The 22,093-nt window shown below is 42.7% G+C and carries 20 protein-coding genes; 11 read left to right on the plus strand and 9 right to left on the minus strand.

Annotated features, from left to right (window positions below; all coding sequences use genetic code 11):
• Positions 1-74 precede the first annotated feature (74 nt).
• Positions 75-491 (plus strand): YbgC/FadM family acyl-CoA thioesterase, encoded by a 417-nt coding sequence (locus MHH79_RS09745; RefSeq protein WP_017696516.1) that lies wholly within the window; start codon positions 75-77, stop codon positions 489-491.
• A 15-nt stretch (positions 492-506) separates the two neighbouring features.
• Complete coding sequence (locus MHH79_RS09750) at positions 507-806, plus strand: hypothetical protein (RefSeq protein WP_015383773.1); 300 nt, start codon at positions 507-509, stop codon at positions 804-806.
• A 30-nt stretch (positions 807-836) separates the two neighbouring features.
• Here the strand turns inward: MHH79_RS09750 and MHH79_RS09755 are convergent, their stop codons facing one another.
• Both MHH79_RS09755 and plsY read right to left on the minus strand, forming a co-directional pair.
• Complete coding sequence (locus tag MHH79_RS09755; protein ID WP_003231562.1) at positions 837-1,124, minus strand: HesB/YadR/YfhF family protein; 288 nt, start codon at positions 1,122-1,124, stop codon at positions 837-839.
• Positions 1,125-1,211: 87 nt separating this feature from the next.
• Positions 1,212-1,793 (minus strand): glycerol-3-phosphate 1-O-acyltransferase PlsY, encoded by a 582-nt coding sequence (gene plsY, locus MHH79_RS09760; RefSeq protein WP_003231560.1) that lies wholly within the window; start codon positions 1,791-1,793, stop codon positions 1,212-1,214.
• Between the two features lie 169 nt (positions 1,794-1,962).
• Between plsY and MHH79_RS09765 the strand changes: the two genes are divergently transcribed.
• The 3 genes from MHH79_RS09765 to parC all read left to right on the plus strand — a co-directional run bounded on the left by MHH79_RS09765 (position 1,963) and on the right by parC (position 7,161).
• Positions 1,963-2,370 (plus strand): CoA-binding protein, encoded by a 408-nt coding sequence (locus MHH79_RS09765; RefSeq protein ID WP_047182679.1) that lies wholly within the window; start codon positions 1,963-1,965, stop codon positions 2,368-2,370.
• Positions 2,371-2,769: 399 nt separating this feature from the next.
• Positions 2,770-4,737 (plus strand): DNA topoisomerase IV subunit B, encoded by a 1,968-nt coding sequence (parE, locus tag MHH79_RS09770; protein WP_014479944.1) that lies wholly within the window; start codon positions 2,770-2,772, stop codon positions 4,735-4,737.
• A 3-nt stretch (positions 4,738-4,740) separates the two neighbouring features.
• Positions 4,741-7,161: a DNA topoisomerase IV subunit A gene (gene parC, locus MHH79_RS09775; RefSeq protein WP_015383774.1), complete on the plus strand. Its 2,421-nt coding sequence runs from the start codon at positions 4,741-4,743 to the stop codon at positions 7,159-7,161.
• Positions 7,162-7,207: 46 nt separating this feature from the next.
• On the opposite strand, the gene MHH79_RS09780 is transcribed toward parC, so the two are convergent.
• The gene (locus MHH79_RS09780) at positions 7,208-7,333 is read right to left on the minus strand and encodes a hypothetical protein (RefSeq protein ID WP_003231548.1); all 126 of its coding nucleotides are present in this window, start codon (positions 7,331-7,333) and stop codon (positions 7,208-7,210) included.
• 25 nt (positions 7,334-7,358) lie between these two features.
• Complete coding sequence (locus MHH79_RS09785; protein WP_003245190.1) at positions 7,359-7,712, minus strand: hypothetical protein; 354 nt, start codon at positions 7,710-7,712, stop codon at positions 7,359-7,361.
• 510 nt (positions 7,713-8,222) lie between these two features.
• Here MHH79_RS09785 and MHH79_RS09790 point away from each other — a divergent pair.
• From MHH79_RS09790 to MHH79_RS09800, 3 genes are all read left to right on the plus strand, one after another.
• Positions 8,223-9,620 (plus strand): alanine/glycine:cation symporter family protein, encoded by a 1,398-nt coding sequence (locus tag MHH79_RS09790; RefSeq protein ID WP_015383775.1) that lies wholly within the window; start codon positions 8,223-8,225, stop codon positions 9,618-9,620.
• Between the two features lie 302 nt (positions 9,621-9,922).
• Complete coding sequence (gene eglS / locus MHH79_RS09795) at positions 9,923-11,422, plus strand: endo-1,4-beta-glucanase EglS (RefSeq protein WP_181219271.1); 1,500 nt, start codon at positions 9,923-9,925, stop codon at positions 11,420-11,422.
• A gap of 66 nt (positions 11,423-11,488) precedes the next feature.
• The gene (locus MHH79_RS09800; protein ID WP_003231535.1) at positions 11,489-11,752 is read left to right on the plus strand and encodes a YnfE family protein; all 264 of its coding nucleotides are present in this window, start codon (positions 11,489-11,491) and stop codon (positions 11,750-11,752) included.
• Positions 11,753-12,196: 444 nt separating this feature from the next.
• On the opposite strand, the gene MHH79_RS09805 is transcribed toward MHH79_RS09800, so the two are convergent.
• The 3 genes from MHH79_RS09805 to xynD all read right to left on the minus strand — a co-directional run bounded on the left by MHH79_RS09805 (position 12,197) and on the right by xynD (position 16,523).
• Positions 12,197-13,333: a choline esterase gene (locus tag MHH79_RS09805; protein WP_063335417.1), complete on the minus strand. Its 1,137-nt coding sequence runs from the start codon at positions 13,331-13,333 to the stop codon at positions 12,197-12,199.
• Positions 13,334-13,593: 260 nt separating this feature from the next.
• Complete coding sequence (xynC, locus tag MHH79_RS09810; RefSeq protein ID WP_063335418.1) at positions 13,594-14,862, minus strand: glucuronoarabinoxylan endo-1,4-beta-xylanase XynC; 1,269 nt, start codon at positions 14,860-14,862, stop codon at positions 13,594-13,596.
• A gap of 119 nt (positions 14,863-14,981) precedes the next feature.
• Positions 14,982-16,523: an alpha-L-arabinofuranosidase gene (gene xynD / locus MHH79_RS09815; RefSeq protein WP_063335419.1), complete on the minus strand. Its 1,542-nt coding sequence runs from the start codon at positions 16,521-16,523 to the stop codon at positions 14,982-14,984.
• Positions 16,524-17,115: 592 nt separating this feature from the next.
• Here xynD and MHH79_RS09820 point away from each other — a divergent pair.
• From MHH79_RS09820 to MHH79_RS09830, 3 genes are all read left to right on the plus strand, one after another.
• Positions 17,116-17,562 (plus strand): GtrA family protein, encoded by a 447-nt coding sequence (locus MHH79_RS09820; protein ID WP_015383780.1) that lies wholly within the window; start codon positions 17,116-17,118, stop codon positions 17,560-17,562.
• A gap of 6 nt (positions 17,563-17,568) precedes the next feature.
• A complete protein-coding gene (gene galU / locus MHH79_RS09825; RefSeq protein ID WP_063335420.1) occupies positions 17,569-18,462 on the plus strand; it encodes a UTP--glucose-1-phosphate uridylyltransferase GalU in 894 nt (297 codons plus the stop codon).
• 72 nt (positions 18,463-18,534) lie between these two features.
• Positions 18,535-19,131, plus strand: a complete 597-nt coding sequence (locus MHH79_RS09830) for a DedA family protein (protein ID WP_340035117.1) — start codon at positions 18,535-18,537, stop codon at positions 19,129-19,131.
• Positions 19,132-19,178: 47 nt separating this feature from the next.
• Here MHH79_RS09830 and nrnB read toward each other — a convergent pair whose 3' ends face one another.
• Both nrnB and MHH79_RS09840 read right to left on the minus strand, forming a co-directional pair.
• Complete coding sequence (nrnB, locus tag MHH79_RS09835; RefSeq protein WP_015383782.1) at positions 19,179-20,378, minus strand: oligoribonuclease NrnB; 1,200 nt, start codon at positions 20,376-20,378, stop codon at positions 19,179-19,181.
• Positions 20,379-20,547: 169 nt separating this feature from the next.
• A complete protein-coding gene (locus tag MHH79_RS09840) occupies positions 20,548-22,083 on the minus strand; it encodes an acyl-CoA carboxylase subunit beta (protein WP_100506869.1) in 1,536 nt (511 codons plus the stop codon).
• Positions 22,084-22,093 lie beyond the last annotated feature (10 nt).

The raw sequence follows: 22,093 nt of genomic DNA on the forward strand, positions 1-22,093 counted from the left end.
AAACCTGGTTTTTTTCTTTCTGATTTGATTATGGTAAAATGGGGCTAAATTGACGTTAAGGGAGCAGAGTAATCTTGCATGTATCAAAAAAAGAAATAGAAGTGCGTTATGCAGAAACAGATCAAATGGGAATTGTCTATCACGCAAATTATCTTGTGTGGATGGAGGTCGGCAGAACGGCCTTGATTAAGGACTTAGGCTTTTTATATAGTGATATGGAAAAAAGAGGCGTTCTATCCCCAGTCGTTGATATCAACATTTCCTATAAAAAGCCGCTTCATTACGGAGAAACCGCGGTTGTACATACATGGATAGAGGAATATAACGGCTTTAAAACCGTCTATGGTTATCACATTTATAATCCGGCCGGTGAGCTTTCCATCAAAGCCACCTCATCTCATATTTGTGTGGATAAAGAAAGCTTTAAGCCAATTCAATTCCGCAAAGCTTTTCCTGATTGGCACACAGCATATGAAAAGGCCAAAAAATAGGGAAGTGAACGGGATATGGCGTTTGGTGTGAAACGGGAGGAACTTAACCGGTGGAAACAAGCAGTGAAAAGAGGAGAAATCGCATTTTTAACACATTACTGGCTGGATGACCGATTTCCAGAAGCAAGGACTGTGACAAAAGCCGGCTGTGCAGACATTGATAAGCTGGTTCAGTGGGGAGCGGCGTACGGGTTAAAAAAAGAATGGCTCCATAAGAAAAGTGAATTTCCTCACTTTGATCTATTGGGTGAGACCCAAAAATATATTTTGGAACAAGAAAACCTAACCGATCATCTTATACGATTTCATTTGTAAAAAAAGAACGCACATGATGTGCGTTCTTTTTTATTGGTATTCAAAAACCGGTTCATCAGCGTCTTCTGAATAGCTGACGAGAAGGTCGTGGTTATCAAAGTACCATAAATCACTTTCTTCAATAAAGAAGGTAATGCCATCAGCTTCTGCAGTGACTCCAGCCTCTTGTGGCGCATCTTTCGCTACACCGAGAGAAAAACCCTTTTGAACATTGCTGCAGCCTCCATAGCGGACGAAAAAGCGAACCTGGTCTCCGCTTTCCAAATCGAGTTCTTCTTTATACCAGTTCAATGCGTCTTCGTTAATTGTCATATTCATAACAGAACACCCCTTTGTTCTTCATTTGAATTTTCTCTATTATAAACGTATTAGGCTATTCTGTGTCAAAAGAGAAGTTTTTTAAGCTTATAGCCATTTTACTTTAGGTTCTGTTTTATTGATAATTCGTTTAATGTTCGCCCGGTGTCTGTATATCACAAAAATAGTGAGCAGGGTAACGACAATCAATAAATACGTATCATGGACAAAGAAACTATATATAACAGTATAGATCCCTGTTAACATCGATGAGAGAGAAACAAATTTAGTCAAGTATAAAAAGATGAAGAATACCGCAACCATCGTGATAAATAACAGGGGTGCGTAAAATAGCAAAACGCCTCCTGATGTCGCCACGGCTTTACCGCCTTTAAATTTGGCGAAGATGGGAAACACGTGGCCTAAAACCGCAAAGACTCCTGCAAGAAGCGGGTGAATATCAACATGCATGAGAAAAGGCAATGCAGTTGCCAGTGTCCCTTTCAAAATATCTCCGGCTATGACGACCGAACCAGCTTTTACACCCAATGTACGGAATGCATTGGTAGCGCCTAAGTTGCCGCTTCCGTGCTCCCGAATATCAATTCCCTTGGCAAGCTTGCCCACAATTAAGCCAGATGGAATGCTGCCTATCAAGTAGGCCAAAATAATCAATAAAGCAATTAACATCTACATTTCTCCTTTTTCAAATTCCCTTCTTTTTATTTTAACATGAGATGTCATGATCTGATGATAAGTTTTTTTGTAAAGTTTGCTTACAAATCCAATCAAACATGCATCATATTTTGATTTCTCCTGTTTTGATCGTGTAAAATAAGTGGAAAAGGAGTGACACACGATGCAAAACCCTTCTAAAGCGGAAATTAAAGAGATTCTTCAAAGAAGCAAACGTATAGCGGTAGTAGGGCTTTCAGACCGTCCGGATAGAACGTCACATATGGTTTCAAAAGCAATGCAGGACGCGGGTTATGAAATTATCCCTGTGAACCCGACAATTGATGAGGCGCTAGGTGTCAAAGCCGTTTCATCTTTAAAAGAGATAGACGGTCCGATTGACATCGTAAATGTATTCCGGCGCTCAGAACAGCTTCCTGGAGTGGCGGAAGAGTTTTTAGAGACAGGTGCGCCAGTCTTTTGGGCACAGCAAGGGCTAGTTAATGAGGAAGCATACCAGATGCTAAAAGAAAAAGGCAGAACGGTTATCATGGATCTGTGCATAAAAGTGGCACACGCTGTAACAAAATAGGTGCAGAACTGCAAAAATCCTTGTAAATTCAAGGATTTTTGCTTTTTAATTTTAAGATATTGTTTGCGTATTACGGTGAAACAGATACAATAAAGCTTGAACAGCTTTTTTTGAATACCTTGTCCAGCTGGGTTTCGGCCGTTCGATTTGCGAAGGTCTGCTGCTTTATATATAATAAACAAACATACGTTCTCATGGTGTAAAAACAGCACTAGCCGATGTTTTGAGAAGAACTGATTCGTTAGCTCTATGTTGCGATTGCAAACATATTGGTTATAATGAGGAGTCCAAGGCAGTACTGGCTCGAGGCGAGGTTTATAAAAAATATCTTATATACAAATGATGTGTAACACTGAAAAAGAGAAAGACAATGTTAGTTTTTGAAAGGGGTTTGTACGTTTGGCTAGAAAACAGCAATTTGATTACAACGAAGATGCCATACAGGTGCTCGAAGGCCTTGAGGCTGTCAGGAAAAGGCCGGGTATGTATATTGGCTCTACTGACGCGCGGGGTTTGCACCACTTGGTTTATGAAATTGTAGATAACTCTGTCGACGAGGTGCTTGCCGGCCATGGAGATCACATAATCGTCAAAATACATAAAGACAATAGTATTTCTGTACAGGATAGAGGTCGCGGCATGCCGACCGGAATGCATAAGCTCGGCAAACCAACCCCTGAAGTGATTTTAACGGTGCTTCATGCCGGAGGAAAATTCGGCCAAGGCGGCTATAAGACAAGCGGCGGGCTCCACGGAGTTGGTGCATCAGTCGTGAATGCTTTATCTGAATGGCTGACGGTTACCATTGAGCGGGACGGTTTTGTCTATCAGCAGCGATTTGAAAATGGAGGAAAACCGGTTACATCTCTCGAAAAGATCGGCAAAACAAAAAAGACGGGAACTCTTACACACTTTAAGCCAGATCCAACGATGTTCAGCACAACCACTTATAATTTTGAAACGCTCTCTGAGCGCTTAAGAGAGTCTGCGTTTTTGTTAAAAGGACTGAAAATTGAGCTGATTGATGAACGCAATGACCAGCATGAGGTCTTTTATTATGAAAACGGTATAGAAGCGTTTGTTGCTTACTTAAATGAAGAAAAAGACGTCTTGTCTGAAGTGGTCTCGTTTGAGGGTGAGCATCATTCTATAGAAGTGGACTTTGCGTTCCAGTTTAACGATGGTTATTCTGAAAATATTTTGTCGTTTGTCAACAATGTCAGAACAAAAGACGGCGGGACGCATGAGTCAGGTGCAAAAACTGCGATGACGCGTGCTTTTAATGAATATGCGCGAAAAGTGGCTTTGCTGAAAGAAAAGGATAAGAACCTTGAAGGCACCGATATAAGGGAAGGGCTTTCAGCCATTATTTCTGTCCGCATTCCTGAGGAGCTTCTTCAATTTGAGGGACAAACAAAAGGAAAGCTCGGTACCAGTGAAGCAAGATCAGCGGTTGATGCGATTGTTTCAGAGCAGCTTGCTTACTTTTTAGAGGAAAATCGGGACACCGCAACGCTTCTTGTCAAAAAAGCAATCAAGGCGAGCCAGGCGCGCGAAGCGGCACGCAAAGCCCGTGAAGAAGCAAGAAGTGGCAAAAAACGAAAAAAATCAGAAGCGACTTTAAGCGGAAAACTGACGCCTGCGGGTTCAAGAAACCCGGCAAAAAATGAATTGTATCTCGTTGAGGGAGATTCAGCAGGCGGGTCAGCCAAGCAGGGAAGAGACCGCAGATTCCAAGCGGTTCTGCCTTTACGCGGTAAAGTCATTAATACAGAAAAAGCTAAGCTTGCTGATATCTTTAAAAATGAAGAGATCAATACGATCATTCATGCGATTGGCGGGGGAGTCGGAGCAGATTTCTCAATCGATGACATCAACTACGACAAAATCATCATTATGACCGATGCCGATACTGACGGCGCCCATATTCAAGTGCTGCTTCTTACCTTTTTCTATCGCTATATGAAACCGCTCATTGAGCATGGCAAGGTGTTCATTGCATTGCCACCTTTATATAAGGTCAGTAAAGGAAGCGGGAAGAAGGAAATCATTGAATATGCATGGTCTGATGAAGAGATGGGTGATGTCCTGAAAAAAGTCGGCAAAGGCTATACCATTCAACGATATAAGGGTCTTGGAGAGATGAACGCAGACCAGCTGTGGGAAACGACGATGAATCCGGAGTCCCGCACACTTGTTAGGGTCAAAATTGACGATGCAGCACGTGTAGAGAGACGTGTGACGACGTTAATGGGAGACAAAGTAGAGCCGCGCAGAAAGTGGATTGAGAAAAACGTCGCTTTCGGCTTAGATGAAGAAAGCAATATTTTAGAAAATGAAAACTTATCGGTCGCTGAGGAGGTTTAATGATTGTCACAGCCAGAATTATTTCATGATTTACCATTAGAAGAGGTGATCGGCGACCGTTTTGGACGCTACAGTAAATATATTATTCAAGACAGGGCGCTGCCCGATGCGAGAGACGGATTAAAGCCGGTACAGCGCAGAATTCTGTATGCGATGCATACAGATGGAAACACGTTTGATAAAAACTTCAGAAAAGCGGCCAAAACGGTCGGTAATGTCATCGGTAACTATCATCCGCACGGTGACAGCTCGGTTTATGAAGCAATGGTGCGGATGAGCCAGGATTGGAAAGTTCGTAATGTGTTAATCGAAATGCATGGAAACAACGGAAGCATCGACGGAGATCCCCCGGCAGCCATGCGTTATACAGAGGCACGATTATCTCCGATAGCATCTGAGCTTCTTCGGGATATTGACAAAAACACGGTTGAATTCGTGCCGAACTTTGATGATACAAGCAAAGAGCCTGTCGTACTCCCGGCGATGTTTCCTAACCTATTGGTCAACGGATCTACCGGGATTTCAGCAGGATACGCGACCGACATTCCCCCTCATCATCTGGGAGAAGTTATTGATGCTGTCATTAAGCGTATTCAAATGCCATCTTGCTCTGTTGATGAACTCATGGAAGTCATTAAAGGGCCTGATTTTCCGACAGGCGGTATTATTCAGGGCGTTGACGGGATAAGAAAAGCTTACGAAACCGGAAAAGGAAAAATCATTATCCGCGGAAAGGCTGAAATTGAAACAATTAGAGGCGGACGAGAACAAATTGTCATTACTGAAATTCCATTTGAAGTAAATAAAGCAAACCTTGTAAAAAAAATGGACGAGTTCCGTATTGATAAAAAGGTTGAAGGCATCTCAGAGGTTCGTGATGAAACGGATCGAACAGGGCTGAGAGTGGTCATTGAACTGAAAAAAGAAGCTGATGCCAAAGGCATTTTGAATTTCTTATACAAAAACACTGATTTGCAGATCACATATAACTTCAATATGGTGGCTATCCATAACCGCCGTCCGATGCTGATGAGCCTGCCGTCTATTTTGGATGCATATATCGGACACCAAAAGGAAGTTGTCACAAACCGGTCCGTTTACGAGCTTCAAAAAGCAAAAGACAGACATCATATCGTAGAAGGGCTCATGAAAGCTTTGTCTATTTTGGATGAAGTGATTGCAACAATCCGTTCTTCTAGCGATAAACGTGACGCTAAAAACAATTTGATCGCCAAATATGAATTTACAGAGCCTCAGGCTGAAGCCATCGTGTCATTGCAGCTATATCGTTTAACCAATACAGATATCACAGCGCTTAAGGAAGAGGCAGAAGAGCTCGGTAAAAAAATTGAAGAGCTCGAATCTATTCTGAGCAATGATAAAAAACTGCTAAAAGTGATTACAAACAGCTTAAAAGCACTGAAAAAGAAATATGCAGATACAAGACGCTCCGTGATTGAAGAAAAAATTGAAGAAATTAAAATCAATCTCGAAGTCATGGTTGCATCTGAGGATGTATATGTAACCGTTACGAAGGATGGTTACCTAAAACGGACGAGCCAGCGCTCATTTGCCGCTTCCAACGGTCAGGACTTCGGAATGAAAGATACGGACAGGATGCTGCATCAGTTTGAAATGAATACGACGGACGTGCTGCTACTCTTTACGAACAAAGGAAGCTACATCTATTGTCCTGTTCACCAGCTGCCTGATATCAGATGGAAGGACATGGGCCAGCATTTTTCAAACCTGATCACTATTGACCGTGATGAAACGATTGTAAAGGCCATACCGATAAAAGAATTTGATCCGTCGGCATATCTTCTATTCTTTACGAAAAACGGCATGGTGAAAAAGACAGAGCTCACCCATTATAAAGCACAGCGTTATTCTAAGGCGCTTGTGGCCTTAAATCTGAAGGGTGAAGATGAACTGATTGATGTACATGTAACAAATGGGGAAAGCCAGATCTTTATGGCCACTCACTTAGGGTACGGTCTATGGTTTGGAGAAGACGAAGTGAATGTAGTTGGCGCGCGTGCGGCAGGTGTCAAAGGGATTAACTTAAAAGAGGATGACTTTGTTGTCTCCGGTGAGATTCTTCAGCAATCTGATTCAATTGTCTTGTTCACACAGCGGGGAGCGGTAAAACGCATGAGTCTTTCTGAGTTCGAGAAGACATCCCGCGCAAAACGCGGTGTCGTAATGCTAAGGGAACTGAAAAAGAATCCTCACCGTGTTGTAGCACTGTTCGCTTGCGATCTTGAACAGCGACTAATGGCAGAAACAGAAAAAGGCGACAGAAGAGAACTGCAGGCAAAAGAGTTGCGGACAAACGACAGATACAGCAATGGCTCTTTCTTTTTTGATGAAGAGGAATCAGGTAAGGTTACAGCTGTTTGGCGCCTTCATACAGAACAATAATAAAAAACCCGCTCATACTATATGAGCGGGTTTCGTTTGTTTTTTATCAGCTTTCATGGTTGGTGAATAGATCTGTTACAGCATGAATGACTTCAATCCCCTGCCATACAAATAAATTCAGCGCTGTGAAAGAAAATAAGCCTAAAATCACCATTCTTAAGATAAACAACATGTTAAACAGCCTCCTCATATTTTCGTTACATAATCGGGTGATGTTGAACATGAAGTTTGCCGAAATAAGACGATTGATAAAATTTGGCCAGTATAAAGCTTTTTTTCCGCTGACGTCTGCGGGAGTATCCCGTACTTTTGCTTTCAGCGGTCAGCAGCAGAACAGCCATTGCCCATAAAGCGGTCAGCGTAAATGCCCCTGTGATGGATTTCTTCTCATCATCAGCATTTTGGCCGGCTTTCATTTCATGCATTTCCTGCTGGTCGGCTACGGCTTTATAATGATGGCCGATATCAAAGGCGTGGGGAATTGAGAACAAATGAAAACTGGCAATCGCCAAGAATAAGATGGATGCTTTCAATATCGTTACTTTTTTCAAATGATCTCCCCCTCCTTTAATATTACTGAATATTTTTATAATAATACCCCAATCCATCCTAAAAGTAAACCTGATTTATTAAATTTAAAAATAAATTTAACCTTGTTAAGTATATATCTTTTTGCTTATTTTTGAAAGAGAAAACTTCTTTTATTAGCGTATGTATACCCGGTTTATGGTGTGAATAAAAACATATTTTAAATGATATGTTTGTTGTTTAGGGTTTATTACTTTATTTATGTGCTAAATCAAAGAGAAAGGCAAGAGAATGGGAAGAAATGATTACATTGTTAATAGGGTACTCTTTTTTAAAAGCCAGCTTGCAAGGAATGTTTTTATTCGTAGGAAAATAATAGAGAAGGGGTCGACAGAGTAACATCTGGCTATGACAATATTCTTCTCGAAAAAACTTCCTAATTCGTCATATTGTGATATAATAAAACTCGTTATGTTAAAAAATCTAACATCAAAATCGAATTCGTGTTGAATTGATGAAAACGGGAGGTAAATATGGAGTCTTTTTTCAATAGTTTAATTAATATTCCAAGTGATTTCATCTGGAATTACCTATTTTATATTTTAATAGGGCTTGGATTATTTTTTACCATACGTTTTGGTTTTATCCAATTCCGTTATTTTATTGAAATGTTCAGAATAGTAGGGGAGAAGCCGGAAGGAAATAAAGGTGTTTCATCTATGCAGGCATTCTTTATTTCGGCCGCATCCCGAGTCGGCACAGGGAATTTGACTGGTGTAGCCTTAGCAATTGCGACAGGCGGACCAGGCGCTGTATTTTGGATGTGGGTAGTGGCTGCAGTAGGCATGGCTTCAAGCTTTGTCGAAAGTACATTAGCGCAGCTTTATAAGGTAAGAGACGGGGAGGATTTCCGCGGAGGGCCGGCCTACTATATTCAAAAGGGTCTTGGTGCCAGATGGCTTGGTATCGTTTTTGCAATCTTAATTACCGTCTCATTCGGCTTGATTTTTAACGCTGTTCAAACAAATACAATTGCTGGAGCATTGGATGGCGCATTCCATGTGAATAAAATAGTTGTAGCCATAGTTCTGGCGGTTTTAACTGCGTTTATCATTTTCGGCGGTTTAAAACGTGTTGTCGCTGTTTCACAGCTAATTGTGCCGGTTATGGCAGGCATTTATATCCTTATCGCTTTATTTGTTGTCATCACGAATATTACAGCTTTCCCTGGCGTTATCGCTACAATTGTTAAAAATGCTTTAGGTTTTGAACAAGTCGTCGGCGGCGGAATAGGCGGCATCATCGTTATCGGTGCGCAGCGCGGTCTTTTTTCAAACGAAGCAGGAATGGGGAGCGCACCAAACGCGGCTGCGACGGCTCATGTATCCCATCCGGCAAAGCAAGGCTTTATTCAAACATTAGGTGTATTTTTCGATACATTTATCATATGTACGTCCACAGCATTTATTATTTTGCTGTACAGTGTAACTCCAAAAGGCGACGGCATCCAAGTAACACAGGCTGCTCTTAACCATCACATTGGAGGCTGGGCGCCGACTTTCATCGCAGTCGCAATGTTCTTGTTTGCATTCAGTTCAGTTGTCGGCAACTATTATTATGGCGAGACAAACATTGAATTTATTAAAACAAGCAAAACATGGCTGAACATTTACCGTATCGCTGTAATTGCTATGGTTGTGTATGGATCTTTATCAGGCTTCCAAATCGTTTGGGATATGGCGGACCTCTTTATGGGTATCATGGCGCTGATCAACTTAATTGTGATTACGCTGCTGTCAAACGTTGCTTACAAAGTGTATAAAGATTACGCGAAACAGCGTAAGCAAGGACTTGATCCTGTGTTTAAAGCGAAAAACATCCCAGGGCTGAAAAACGCTGAAACATGGGAAGATGAGAAACAAGAAGCATAATATAAATATAAAACAAAGCTGCATTCAATAGTTGAATGCAGCTTTTTCATTATTGGAAATAAATTTAATTTTTCGACTCGAATGAAAAATGACGTGTAAAGTCCCTATTCAGTCCAGTTTTCTTTGTTCTATATGTGTCATGTGTGTCTTATTCAATGGAGATAGAGCAAATTGACAGGCTTTTAAACCTCCCAAAAACAAGAAATTAGGTTGATAGACAATCATGAGAAAGATTTTTACAATGAGTTCGTGCTCATAAGAAGTGAAGAGCCAAAATGATGCGAAGGAGGAAAAGATCAGATATGAAACGGTCAATCTCTATTTTTATTACGTGTTTATTGATTACGTTATTGACAATGGGCGGCATGATGGCTTCGCCGGCATCAGCAGCAGGGACAAAAACGCCAGTAGCCAAGAATGGCCAGCTTAGCATAAAAGGTACACAGCTCGTTAACCGAGACGGTAAAGCGGTACAGCTGAAGGGGATCAGTTCACACGGATTGCAATGGTATGGAGAATATGTCAATAAAGACAGCTTAAAATGGCTGAGGGACGATTGGGGTATCACCGTTTTCCGTGCAGCGATGTATACGGCAGATGGCGGTTATATTGACAACCCGTCCGTGAAAAATAAAGTAAAAGAAGCGGTTGAAGCGGCAAAAGAGCTTGGGATATACGTCATCATTGACTGGCATATTTTAAATGACGGTAATCCAAACCAAAATAAAGAGAAGGCAAAAGAATTCTTCAAGGAAATGTCAAGTCTTTACGGAAACACGCCAAACGTCATTTATGAAATTGCAAACGAACCAAACGGTGATGTGAACTGGAAGCGTGATATTAAACCGTATGCGGAAGAAGTAATTTCCGTTATCCGCAAAAATGATCCAGACAACATCATCATTGTCGGAACCGGTACATGGAGCCAGGATGTGAATGATGCTGCCGATGACCAGCTAAAAGATGCAAACGTTATGTACGCACTTCATTTTTATGCCGGCACACACGGCCAATTTTTACGGGATAAAGCAAACTATGCACTCAGCAAAGGAGCACCTATTTTTGTGACAGAATGGGGAACAAGCGACGCGTCTGGAAATGGCGGTGTATTCCTTGATCAATCGAGGGAATGGCTGAAATATCTCGACAGCAAGACCATCAGCTGGGTGAACTGGAATCTTTCTGATAAGCAGGAATCATCCTCAGCTTTAAAGCCGGGAGCATCTAAAACAGGCGGCTGGCGGTTGTCAGATTTATCTGCTTCAGGAACATTCGTTAGAGAAAACATTCTCGGCACCAAAGATTCTACGAGGGACATTCCTGAAACGCCAGCAAAAGATAAACCCACACAGGAAAACGGTATTTCTGTACAATACAGAGCAGGGGATGGGAGTATGAACAGCAACCAAATCCGTCCGCAGCTTCAAATAAAAAATAACGGCAATACCACGGTTGATTTAAAAGATGTCACTGCCCGTTACTGGTATAAAGCGAAAAACAAAGGCCAAAACGTTGACTGTGACTACGCGCAGATTGGATGCGGCAATGTGACATACAAGTTTGTGACGTTGCATAAACCAAAGCAAGGTGCAGATACCTATCTGGAACTTGGATTTAAAAACGGAACGTTGGCACCGGGAGCAAGCACAGGGAATATTCAGCTTCGTCTTCACAATGATGACTGGAGCAATTATGCACAAAGCGGCGATTATTCCTTTTTCAAATCAAATACGTTTAAAACAACGAAAAAAATCACATTATATGATCAAGGAAAACTGATTTGGGGAACAGAACCAAATTAGTTAAGCTTTTTTTGGCGGACATCAGTAACGATGTCCGTTTTTATCATCTAATAGGAGGTTTGCGTTGTGGATGAAATACTGAAACAGTATATGGTGCTGTACAAAAAAATGAGTAATATGATAAATGGTCCGGACTATCCAGGTAAGGAAAAAGACATCCAGCATCAAAAAGATCAGATCGAAGTTTACGAAAAACAGCTGCAGCAAGGATTTTCTACAGATTATGACTATGATGTGTTTGCTGATTCTGTTATCAAATGCGCATATGGCGATATGACGCTGGAAGATTTAGAAGCCGTTTATTATGGATTGACAACACCATTTTTTTGATTTGTCATTCAGCAGTAAAAATTTCAAAATTTCAATTTCTGTCTCACTAACTTAAGTATACTTTTATATTGAGACAGAAATTTATTTATTTCATTTACTTCCTAGAATATATATTATGTAAACTAAAAAGCGGATTCTTTTGATAGTTATTAACTCTTGGCCTTCCACCTATTCTTCCTCTAGCTCTAGCTGATTTAAGCCCAGACAATGTTCGTTCACGAATGACCCGTTCAAACTCGATTGCTTTACCAGCTGCCGTACTTGTATCTAAAATATCTTGTATACTAATAAATTCGCCACAAATAGACAAGAGCTTGTATCACTTAGATACAAGCTCTTTTTGTACTAAAGCCCTCCTTAATTGAATTAACCGCGTGTTCTTATGTGACGTTGGATTCAACGGCTAACTCTTTGATATGCGTTTATCACAGCCTCTCGGTTATGTCACTTGTTGCTGGTCTTCTTGATCAAGTCCACGCCATCGTATGCAAGACTTTCCACACTTGCAGCCTTCTGCAGTAAGTAATGATCAAAAAAGCTTTTCGTATAGTCTGTAACAAGATTTCGCATTTCCATAGCATCACGTTCGCCTCTGAGTTCCTCCTTAACATTGGTAAACACGATGTCACAGTAATCTAAATGCGCAGCACGATCAACAGAGAAATAATAGGTTTCCATGCTATTGTTAGCGCCAATTATCGCATTCATATTATAGTTAGGTTCACAAAACAGTAGCAAGAAGGGTTTCTTAAGGTTGCTGCCGAGAAGACCGAACGCACCGCTATCCAAGCCAATCCCGCAGGCGAACCGTTCGTCGTCCCGGCAAACTATCGCCGTCGTAGGCCCTCCATAAGAATGTCCGACTATGCCCATGCCGATGTCAAGCAACAATCTGCCCTTAAAGATGGAATTCAGCTCTCCAGAGTCCAGTTTGTAAAGATAATCGGCTACATACCTTACATCTTCTGCCTGTAATTCGCTATACTCTGTTAACTTGGCAAGTATCGGCAGTGTAAGCACGTTTTGACACATCTCAATGGCCGTTTCATCGTCAGGACGCAGCTCCATCCTACCAGCCAACTCCACCATCTCCGGATCTTCAGAAAACGCCATAATGGCATCCGAAAAATCCTTTGATACATTAAACAGGCGCCCATCTTTACGCTTATACATCGTGCTATTCTGATGGCCGATGCTTACCACTACATATCCCATGCTTGCCAAATCTGTACAGATCACAGTACCCCATTCTGGAGAACCTCCTCCGCCGCAAACATAGAATAATACCGGATAGCGCTTTTCCTTCCCGGAGAGAGCAAGGTCGTCGTAACACTGGGTCTTGATATCGATAGAGTAAGCATCCTTCAACGCTGTGAGAAGCGGCTGCTCATTCAACATCTCGTAGACTTCAGGAAACATGTACGTTGATATAGTCTTACCTTCGCTACTGTCGGACGGATAGTACACAAACGCCGTCAGTTCTCTTTTTGAGTGATCTGATGCCGTATACTCAAAGTCCATCTGGGTTCGACCGACAGTATAGCAGCCAATTGGTTCTGGAAATGCGTCATAAGTTTTCATTTTCTTGTTCCCCCTTAATTAATAAAAGTGGCGAATGTGAAGTATATACATTGCGCTATGAGTGCTAAAAATTTCAAAAAATTTATAATCTTCAAGCAGAAAATGACGAAAAAAAGCGATTTTCTGATCGGAGAATCGCTTTTTTCAGACTTCGACTTTTTTATTTCCGTGCAGGTTTATTTGATGCACCCTTGGCGGTTATGACTACGGGCGTTTAGATCCGTATCCGCTCCAATGCGGTACCGCTTGCCTTGGTGTCCTTAACGATTTACAACAAATGTTGTCACGCTTTGAGCTGGAAGATGGGCCCAAAAATGATTGCCCGATACAGTGAGATTCGTTCCAGGTTGTAGATTACTGCTGCTGCTCGTGATCCATCTAGATACGTTTGAAGCAGATCCATTCTGCAAAACAAAGTTTTGGTTGACTCCTGTGTTGCTTTTATTGATGGCAACAATAACGACCTTGTTGTCACCTTTATAGGCTGATACGTAAACGTTCGCATTAGGGTTTTTCGTTGCATCAATCCTTACATAGCCGGGACGCACAAACTTTGAGAAATGAGCCATATTGTAGCCGCGTTTGCTGATCGTACCGTCTTCTTTCATAGGACCATATGATCTTCGGATGTACCACCATACATAAGCTTGAAAGTCCCCCTCTACCATCGCATTGTGAATATGTTGTGAAACATCCAATGCCTCGGGCCATCGATCCGCCGAGTTGTTATCACTGTTCGGATAGTATACTTCCGTCATCCAAAGATCCTTCCCCGCTCCTTTTTGTTTGAAAAGAGGATAAGGGAATTGGCTGACCTGAGTGCCGTACAGGTGGGTTCCGAGAATATCCATATTGGCAAGAGCCTGCGGATCGTTCAAAATCGGGTCCGACAAGTTCTTCAAGTATTGAAATGACTCAGGCGCAATGACGCGGGCATTGATCGATCCGGCGTTTTCTCTCATAAAGCGAAGTATTTCTTGCGGCGTCCACCACGTCCACTCGTGAGCGTAATCAGGCTCGTTTTGTACCGAAATCGCGTAAAGATTCACACCATTATTCTTCATGAAGGTAACAAAATCGTTAAGATGCTGTGCGTATGCTGCGTACTTGTTGTATTTCAGCCGTTTAGCCGATGTGTCACCATTACGATTAAAGGTCTCAACCATATCACTTGGAGGATTCCAAGGAGAAGCAAAAACGATTGCTCCATGTTTGACCGCACTCTTTGCAGTCTCCACCTCTTTATACCAATTATTTCGATTTTCATTTACATGAATTCTTAAGATTGAAAATCCTAACTGGTTCTGTCCATTGCCAAAAGCAGTTTCTCTTTGAGCTGCTGTAAGATCCCCAGCCCAAGCCGGATGATTCATCCCTCCAAAACCGCGAATCACTTGTTTCTCTGCAGATACATTAACTGTTACATCACTTGCTGCCAAAACTTCAGTAGCGCCTGGCCCTAACATGACTGACAGCATAGTGAAACATACTAATAGTACACAAATTGTTTTTTTTATGCGTGGAATCATTTATTTCTCTCCTTCGTAATGTGTCTTTTACGGTATTAAAAAATCTGCATGGCATATCCATAATGGCGGGCTGTTCCGGACTTCACCCGCCTCGTTTTTAAGCGGTCCCATTACGAGTACTATCTTTGCGTAAACTGCCAGTAATCAAAATTAAACAAGTTTCCTGTACCTGTTCCGGTAAATACAAAGAATACTTTGTGCACGCCGGTTGCCCCGCTTATCGCAGTTTCTATTTCTCTCCACGTTTGCGCTCCACCTGTGGAAGGTACATTTAGGGTTCCTACAAGTTGACCGTCTGCACTGTCGAGGCGCACTTCTATTTTCCCGCCTATAGTGGATGCTACATTTGCTTTAAATGTCCTGGCACCGCCCGCTCCGAAGTCTGCATTTCCTACAGTAATCCAGTCTCCATTTTGAATGCTTGTTACATGCTGATTATTTACTGGCCCGCCGGGTGCTGTCGATTTCTCTGTCAAAATGCGTCCATTCCAGGCAAACGTTTCAGCTTCTACCCGGTTATAAGGATTCAAATTGGAAAGCTGTGTTACACCTGCATAATTTGCTGCTACCTCTTGGATGGATCCATCTGGGTTATGCACCAGCTTATTAATATGGGGAGAACGGTATCCTTTGCCGGCCCCGAACAGAGCGGAACTGACAGTTTGCGCATGGTACACCACATACCACTCGTTTTTAAAATTGAAAACAGCATGATGGTTGTTTCCGCCGCCTCCGAAAAATGCACCCGGATTTTTCAGGAAATGCCCTCTATATGTAAAGGGACCCATAGGATTTGAACTGGTCATGTAGCCGATCTCACCCGGGGGTTTATCGGCCGGGTGCGTGCCGCCGAAATTGATGCAATAGGAGTAATAATATGTTCCGTTATACTTGTGCAATCCCGAATCTTCAAACATGAAAGGCGCATCAATTGTAGATGCACTTCCCTCAACACTCGTCATATCAGGCCCTAATTTTATGACCCTTGCCGTTTTAGGATTGGCCCATTGTGCCTGCGTTGGATTTGAACCGCCAGGAACGCCTCCCCCGGCATACAGGTAACCGGTGCCGTCATCATCTACAAATACTGCCGGATCAAAAAGCCATACAACACCAGACATTCCTGGCGTACTTGGCGTTACGAGCGGTTTTCCGATTGGGTCGGTCCATGGACCAATCGGGCTGTCTGCGGTGAGAACCCCGATACCTCCGCCGCTGTTTGCGAAATAAAGGAAGAATTTATCCTTGCCATTAATTTTTTTAACTGCGATTGACGGTGCCCATGACGCACCTGCCCATTTTGCAATTCCGCGGCCTCCATTAGCTCCATTGGCACCTGCTACCGGAATGGCTCCGTGGTCTGTCCAGTTCACCATATCCGCTGAAGATATGACGAATACTCTATTCAAATTGGCAAATGAATTATCTTTAATTTTTCCGTTGCTATTATATTCATAGTCATCACTTGACATATAGATGTAGACTCTTCCGTTATAGGTCAGCGCAACCGGATCCGCTCCCAAATGATGGTCGATAAGCGGGTTTGAATTCCCTATATGTTTTGCAATTGTAGTACCTGTGGCAGCATACGCAGACTTCCCAGATAAGCAGCTCAATAATAAAACTAGAATCCATAAACATACGCTACACTTTTTCCTCATCACTTCACATCCTCCTTTTCCCTTAAAATGGGGGATTTTCTTTTGGAATTTGATGACAACAGGTCATGAAGATCGCACGCATAAGGTAGCCGGAAGCTGTTTAGCAATGTTCCCAGTTCTTGTTCTGAAAGCTCATCTTCATGTGTCTCCATTCTTCGAGGAGATCGCACCACTCCTTCAAAATTGTTCAAAAAAATTTCCCCATTCCTAGCGACCATTGTCCAGAAAATAAAAAGACAGGATTGTTCATGGCCTCCCACTAATCACATTGAACGGAGATTACATCTTTATCCAATATATCCCTTTATCTAACATCCTACATCATTAAAAAAATTGTGTATAGAAACTTTTGGAGGAGTTAGTTTTTCGATTCTACAAAGGAACTGGATACATTTATTCATTGATAAGATGGGGCTAACACTCCGTTTATATTTGTATGTTTTCAGACACAAAAAAACAGCCGTTCAATGCGGCTGTTTTTTTTCAAGACTATAAGAACTATTGAGCGGTATACCCGCTTTTTCATGTTTTGTTCATATTTTATTAATTGTTTATTCAACACTGTCCGCTATAGTAATCCATATCAACAAATATGACTGCCACTCGCATCTTTTATGAAGGGAGGTTCGTTACGCTGAAAGAAAAAATAAAGACATTAGGCCGTTTTTGCACCGTAGGCGTCGGCAATACGCTGATAGATTTTGGTGTCTTCTTTCTTCTTACCGCTTGTCATGTCTCTTATCTGCCGGCGCAGATCTGCTCCTATACTGCAGGTATCGTCAACAGCTATGTGTGGAACCGGAATTGGACGTTTTGTGTGAAACGTAAGGCTGACGGGAAAGAGATCGTGCGTTTTCTCATGATTAATATTGCCGCGTCAGGGATCACCTTTTTGCTGCTTTATTTGTTTCAAAACTGCGGCTGTTCGCTATTGGTAAGCAAGCTCGCCGCCACTATCGGCGGAATGATGATGAATTTTATCGGAAACCGAATCTGGGTATTTGGAGATTCAATGAAAAACATACAGGATCAGGAGTGAGGATGCATGAGAAAAAAAGTGAGAAAAGCGGTTATTCCCGCAGCGGGTTTAGGAACGAGATTTCTGCCGGCAACAAAGGCGCAGCCTAAAGAAATGCTCCCAATCGTCGACAAACCGACAATCCAATATATTGTAGAAGAGGCCGCAGAGTCAGGAATTGAAGATATACTGATTATTACAGGGAGAAACAAACGCTCGATTGAAGATCATTTTGATCGGTCGGCGGAATTGGAATTCAATCTCCGGGAAAAAGGCAAGACGGAGACACTTAAGGAAATGCAGCAGATTGCCGATTTGGCCAACATACATTACATCCGCCAGAAAGAACCGCTCGGATTAGGCCATGCGGTGCTGTGTGCGGAGCATTTTATCGGAGATGAGCCTTTTGCCGTTCTCTTAGGTGATGATATTATGGTGTCTGAAACACCGGCTCTTCGGCAATTAATGGATGTATATGCCGTTTATGGCACAGAGGTTGTCGGTGTACAGTCAGTTCTCCCTGAGGATGTCAGCAAATATGGTATTATAAATACATCAGGGTCTCAAGGGCATGTATACGAAGTGAACGATTTAGTGGAAAAGCCTTCTCCTGAAGAAGCACCTTCGGAAATCGCAGTAATGGGACGTTATGTGCTGAATTCTTCGATCTTCTCCGTTTTGAAGACAATTGGCAGAGGCGCGGGCAACGAAATTCAGCTGACAGATGCGCTTCGTGAGGTTTGCCGTAAGGAGCCGATCCACGCCCGGCTGCTGGAAGGAAATCGATATGACATTGGCGATAAGCTAGGCTGTTTTAAAGCGAGCACCGAAATCGGCTTAATGCGTTCCGAAATGAGATCTCAGCTTTTGGCCTATTTAGAAGATGTGATCAAACGGGAATCGAAAGAAATGCTGCGGTAAAAAAATTGTAACCATCTTGCTCGTCAATCAGTCATATAATAGTGAAAAAGATTAGGACAGGTTGTGAAGAATGTGGGCAGTTTGATAAGCGAAATTTTAATATGGCTGACAAACATGGGATATGCGGGTATTGCGATTGGGTTAATGATTGAAATCATTCCGAGTGAGATTGTATTAGCTTATGGCGGCTATATGGTATCGGAAGGCACGATTGGATTTATTGGCGCAATTATTGCGGGTGTTATCGGGGGCACCATTGCCCAGATCTTTATTTACTGGATCGGCCGCTATGGCGGCAGGCCATTTCTGGACAAATACGGGAAGTATTTATTGATTAAAAAGCATCATATCGACATGTCGGAGAACTGGTTTCAGAAATACGGCGCCGGAGTTGTCTTCTCGGCTCGTTTTATACCGGTTGTCAGACATGCCATATCCATTCCGGCAGGTATTGCCAGAATGCCTTTTCTCAAATTTGTGGTACTGACTGTGCTTGCTATCATTCCATGGTCTATTCTGTTTGTTTATTTAGGCATACAGCTAGGAAGCCAGTGGGATGATGTTGAGAATATAGCGGGCACTTATACAACACCGATTATGATATTGGCTGTTGTCGTGATAGCCCTTTATTTTGTGATTAAGAAACGTACAGCCATATTTAAACGATAGCTAGGGGATATGCATAGGGTGACTGACGCTCCCCTATGCATATTTTTTTACTTGCGATGTTGATTTGCCAGCTTCAGATTCTCCGCTAAAAATGCGACAAACACTTCATCCCGCACGAGCGATGCGGCATAATTTCTCTTAATAAACCATTCTGCCTCTTCAAACGCTGCGAATGTTTCGTCTTGGGTTTCTCCGTTAATTTGAATATTCCATTCGTTGTCTAAAGGGAAAAGAAAAAATCTCATTTGTGCGCGATTTTCATATAATGATCCATTCGCAGATCCCTTTAGATTATAGATGTTACGGAAGGCATCCGGCCGTACAGGGTCAATACGGAAAGCTTCAGCTACAAACAACTCGTATACTTCATCGGTTATTGAACAGCCGGACGCTTTTGCATGCCCTCCGCCGCCATATCGGCCGGCGATTTCTGACACATCGATATAATCATGAATGGTGCGGAGACTGACTCGTTTTGACCCCATGCTCAAAATCGCAATGTAATCGAGGTGCGGGTTATCTTTCCCTAGCCTGTTCCCCAGCTCTGAATGGTACGATTCAGCGTGAACGATGCCTACACAGTGCTCATGAACAAAGGTTTGTACCATTTCCCTTTTCTTTCTGCGGAGGTAGCGCTCGATTTTTTCGTCTTCTAAATCAAGCAGTTTTTCTTCAAAATCATCGAAGAAAAATTCGTCATGCGTGGAAAGGCGCTGGATCATTTTTGCTTCAAATTCATCGATTGACAGCAAAAAGAAAAGATCATTAAGCCGCTTCGCCTGTTTTTGATCGTACCGCTCCCACTCCCATGTATCGTATTGGCGGACGAGCTCTGTGAATTGATCTAAGGCATTTGTCGGTTTCATGAAGCCATTTTCAACGAGATAGCCATATAACAGCGATGTCGCGGATGTGAGCCTTCCATCATCGTATTCCACCTGGACAAATCCCCATTCATGCTCATTCAAATGAAGGGCTGTTTTATGATGGTCTATGAGCTTCACTTTGCCCCCTGTATGAACGTACTCATTCAATCTCTCTTCGTTTTCTTCATTGACGGCGAGATCGGTGATGAATAACGTGTCCTGTCTGTTGCTCTCCTTCGCTTTTTCTAAAAAGTACTGCACCTGTGCGTTTAAGCCGTTGACAGAGTTATACCGGACCTCTACGTCTTTTCCGAATGCCAATTTTGCTACGATTCCGCACCCTACTCCGTCCAAGTCGTTATGTGAATATAAATGATACATAATGTAGGCCCCTTTTTATGATAAACTGACAATTGCCGCTAGAGGTGCGGCAGCCTTTATTTACTATTCTAAAAAACCAAGCGTTTTATGCAAAGGTAATTAGTTGACATAATGTTGTTATTGTAAATATATAAAGGAGCGCTATTTTTGCGCTCCTAAGTTCTTGCTTTTACACCGGATAAACCGGATGTTTTCGATTGGTAAATGTCATTTCTTTTGTCATGTATGCCTTGAGCCGTTTGGCCAGCTCATCACGCAGCGAATTGGCTGGGATAACAGCATCAATGATCATTTCTGAAGCCAGACGGTAGATATTGATGTCCTCTTTGTATTCCTCCCGTTTGCTGCTGATAAATGCGGCTCTCTCTTCTTCTGGCAGCTGGGCGATTTTTTTAGCGTAGACAGCGTTTACAGCGGCCTCAGGGCCCATGACGGCGATTTGGGCGGTCGGGAGCGCTAGACAGCAATCCGGTTCAAATGCCGGCCCTGCCATTGCATACAACCCCGCCCCGTAAGCTTTTCGGACAATGACAGAGAGTTTTGGAACAGTTGCCTCCGACATCGCAGAAATCATTTTCGCTCCGTGTCTGATAATCCCAGCCTGTTCTACTTTTGTGCCAATCATAAAACCGGGGATATCGGCTAAGAACAGCAATGGGATATGAAAAGCGTCACATAAGGTAATAAACTTAGCCGCTTTGTCTGCTGAATCGTGGAATAAGACGCCTCCTTTTACCTTCGGCTGGTTTGCAACAATGCCGACAGGCTGTCCGTGGATTCGTGCGAGGCCCGTCAATAATTCCGGTGCAAATAAGGCTTTGATCTCAAAAAATGAGTCTTCATCTATGACCCGCTCAATCAGCTCATGCATATCAAAAGGTGCGTTTTGATTTTGCGGAATGACGTCGGCAAGCGGAGTGTCGAAGTGTTTTGGCGGGCGTTTCTCATGAATGGGCGCTTTTTCTTGAAAATTTGCCGGAAAGTAAGACAAATAAGCCCGCGCCAGCTGTATGGCTTCTTCTTCAGTTTCTGCAAGAATATCTCCGCAGCCGGAGATTGAGCAATGCATACGGGCGCCACCCATTTCTTCGAGAGACACTTTTTCGCCAATAACCATTTCCGCCATCCTTGGCGAGCCTAAATACATGGAGGCGTTACCGTCTACCATAACGACGATATCACAGAAGGCCGGAATATAAGCGCCACCTGCTGCAGATGGTCCGAAAAGCAGACAGATTTGCGGAATGCGTCCTGATAATTTGACTTGATTGTAAAAAATTCTTCCTGCACCGCGTCTCCCTGGAAAGACATTGATTTGGTCGGTAATTCGGGCGCCTGCCGAATCGACTAAATAAATGAGCGGACAGTTTAATTTTTCGGCGGTTTCTTGAATTCTGATGATTTTTTCAACTGTTTTTGCTCCCCATGACCCCGCTTTCACTGTTGAATCATTCGCCATGATGCAAACGGTTTGGCCGCCGATTTTGCCGATAGCGGTTACAACTCCATCAGCGGGAAGCCCGTCTGACATACATTCCGCAAAAAAAGCGTCTTCTAGCTCAATGTCATCGTCAAAGAGAAGGGAAAGCCGCTCTCTGACAAAGAGCTTGCCTTTTTCCCGATTGCTTTGATGATACTTTTCCGCTCCGCCTTTTCGAATCCGTTCAGCCCGTTCTGTTCGTTCCTTTTCATAATCCATGAGCATTGCCTCCCTT

Origin of the sequence: Bacillus sp. FSL K6-0993 (assembly GCF_037977205.1) — a bacterium.
GTDB lineage: Bacteria > Bacillota > Bacilli > Bacillales > Bacillaceae > Bacillus > Bacillus subtilis.

Coding starts and splice junctions, on each gene's coding strand:
- MHH79_RS09750 (WP_015383773.1), top strand. CDS start 507: ATGGCGTTTGGTGTGAAACGGGAGGAACTTAACCGGTGGAAACAAGCA.
- MHH79_RS09755 (WP_003231562.1), bottom strand. CDS start 1,124: ATGAATATGACAATTAACGAAGACGCATTGAACTGGTATAAAGAAGAA.
- plsY (WP_003231560.1), bottom strand. CDS start 1,793: ATGTTAATTGCTTTATTGATTATTTTGGCCTACTTGATAGGCAGCATT.
- MHH79_RS09765 (WP_047182679.1), top strand. CDS start 1,963: ATGCAAAACCCTTCTAAAGCGGAAATTAAAGAGATTCTTCAAAGAAGC.
- MHH79_RS09780 (WP_003231548.1), bottom strand. CDS start 7,333: ATGTTGTTTATCTTAAGAATGGTGATTTTAGGCTTATTTTCTTTCACA.
- MHH79_RS09790 (WP_015383775.1), top strand. CDS start 8,223: ATGGAGTCTTTTTTCAATAGTTTAATTAATATTCCAAGTGATTTCATC.
- eglS (WP_181219271.1), top strand. CDS start 9,923: ATGAAACGGTCAATCTCTATTTTTATTACGTGTTTATTGATTACGTTA.
- MHH79_RS09805 (WP_063335417.1), bottom strand. CDS start 13,333: ATGAAAACTTATGACGCATTTCCAGAACCAATTGGCTGCTATACTGTC.
- xynC (WP_063335418.1), bottom strand. CDS start 14,862: ATGATTCCACGCATAAAAAAAACAATTTGTGTACTATTAGTATGTTTC.
- xynD (WP_063335419.1), bottom strand. CDS start 16,523: ATGAGGAAAAAGTGTAGCGTATGTTTATGGATTCTAGTTTTATTATTG.
- MHH79_RS09820 (WP_015383780.1), top strand. CDS start 17,116: ATGACTGCCACTCGCATCTTTTATGAAGGGAGGTTCGTTACGCTGAAA.
- galU (WP_063335420.1), top strand. CDS start 17,569: ATGAGAAAAAAAGTGAGAAAAGCGGTTATTCCCGCAGCGGGTTTAGGA.
- nrnB (WP_015383782.1), bottom strand. CDS start 20,378: ATGTATCATTTATATTCACATAACGACTTGGACGGAGTAGGGTGCGGA.
- MHH79_RS09840 (WP_100506869.1), bottom strand. CDS start 22,083: ATGCTCATGGATTATGAAAAGGAACGAACAGAACGGGCTGAACGGATT.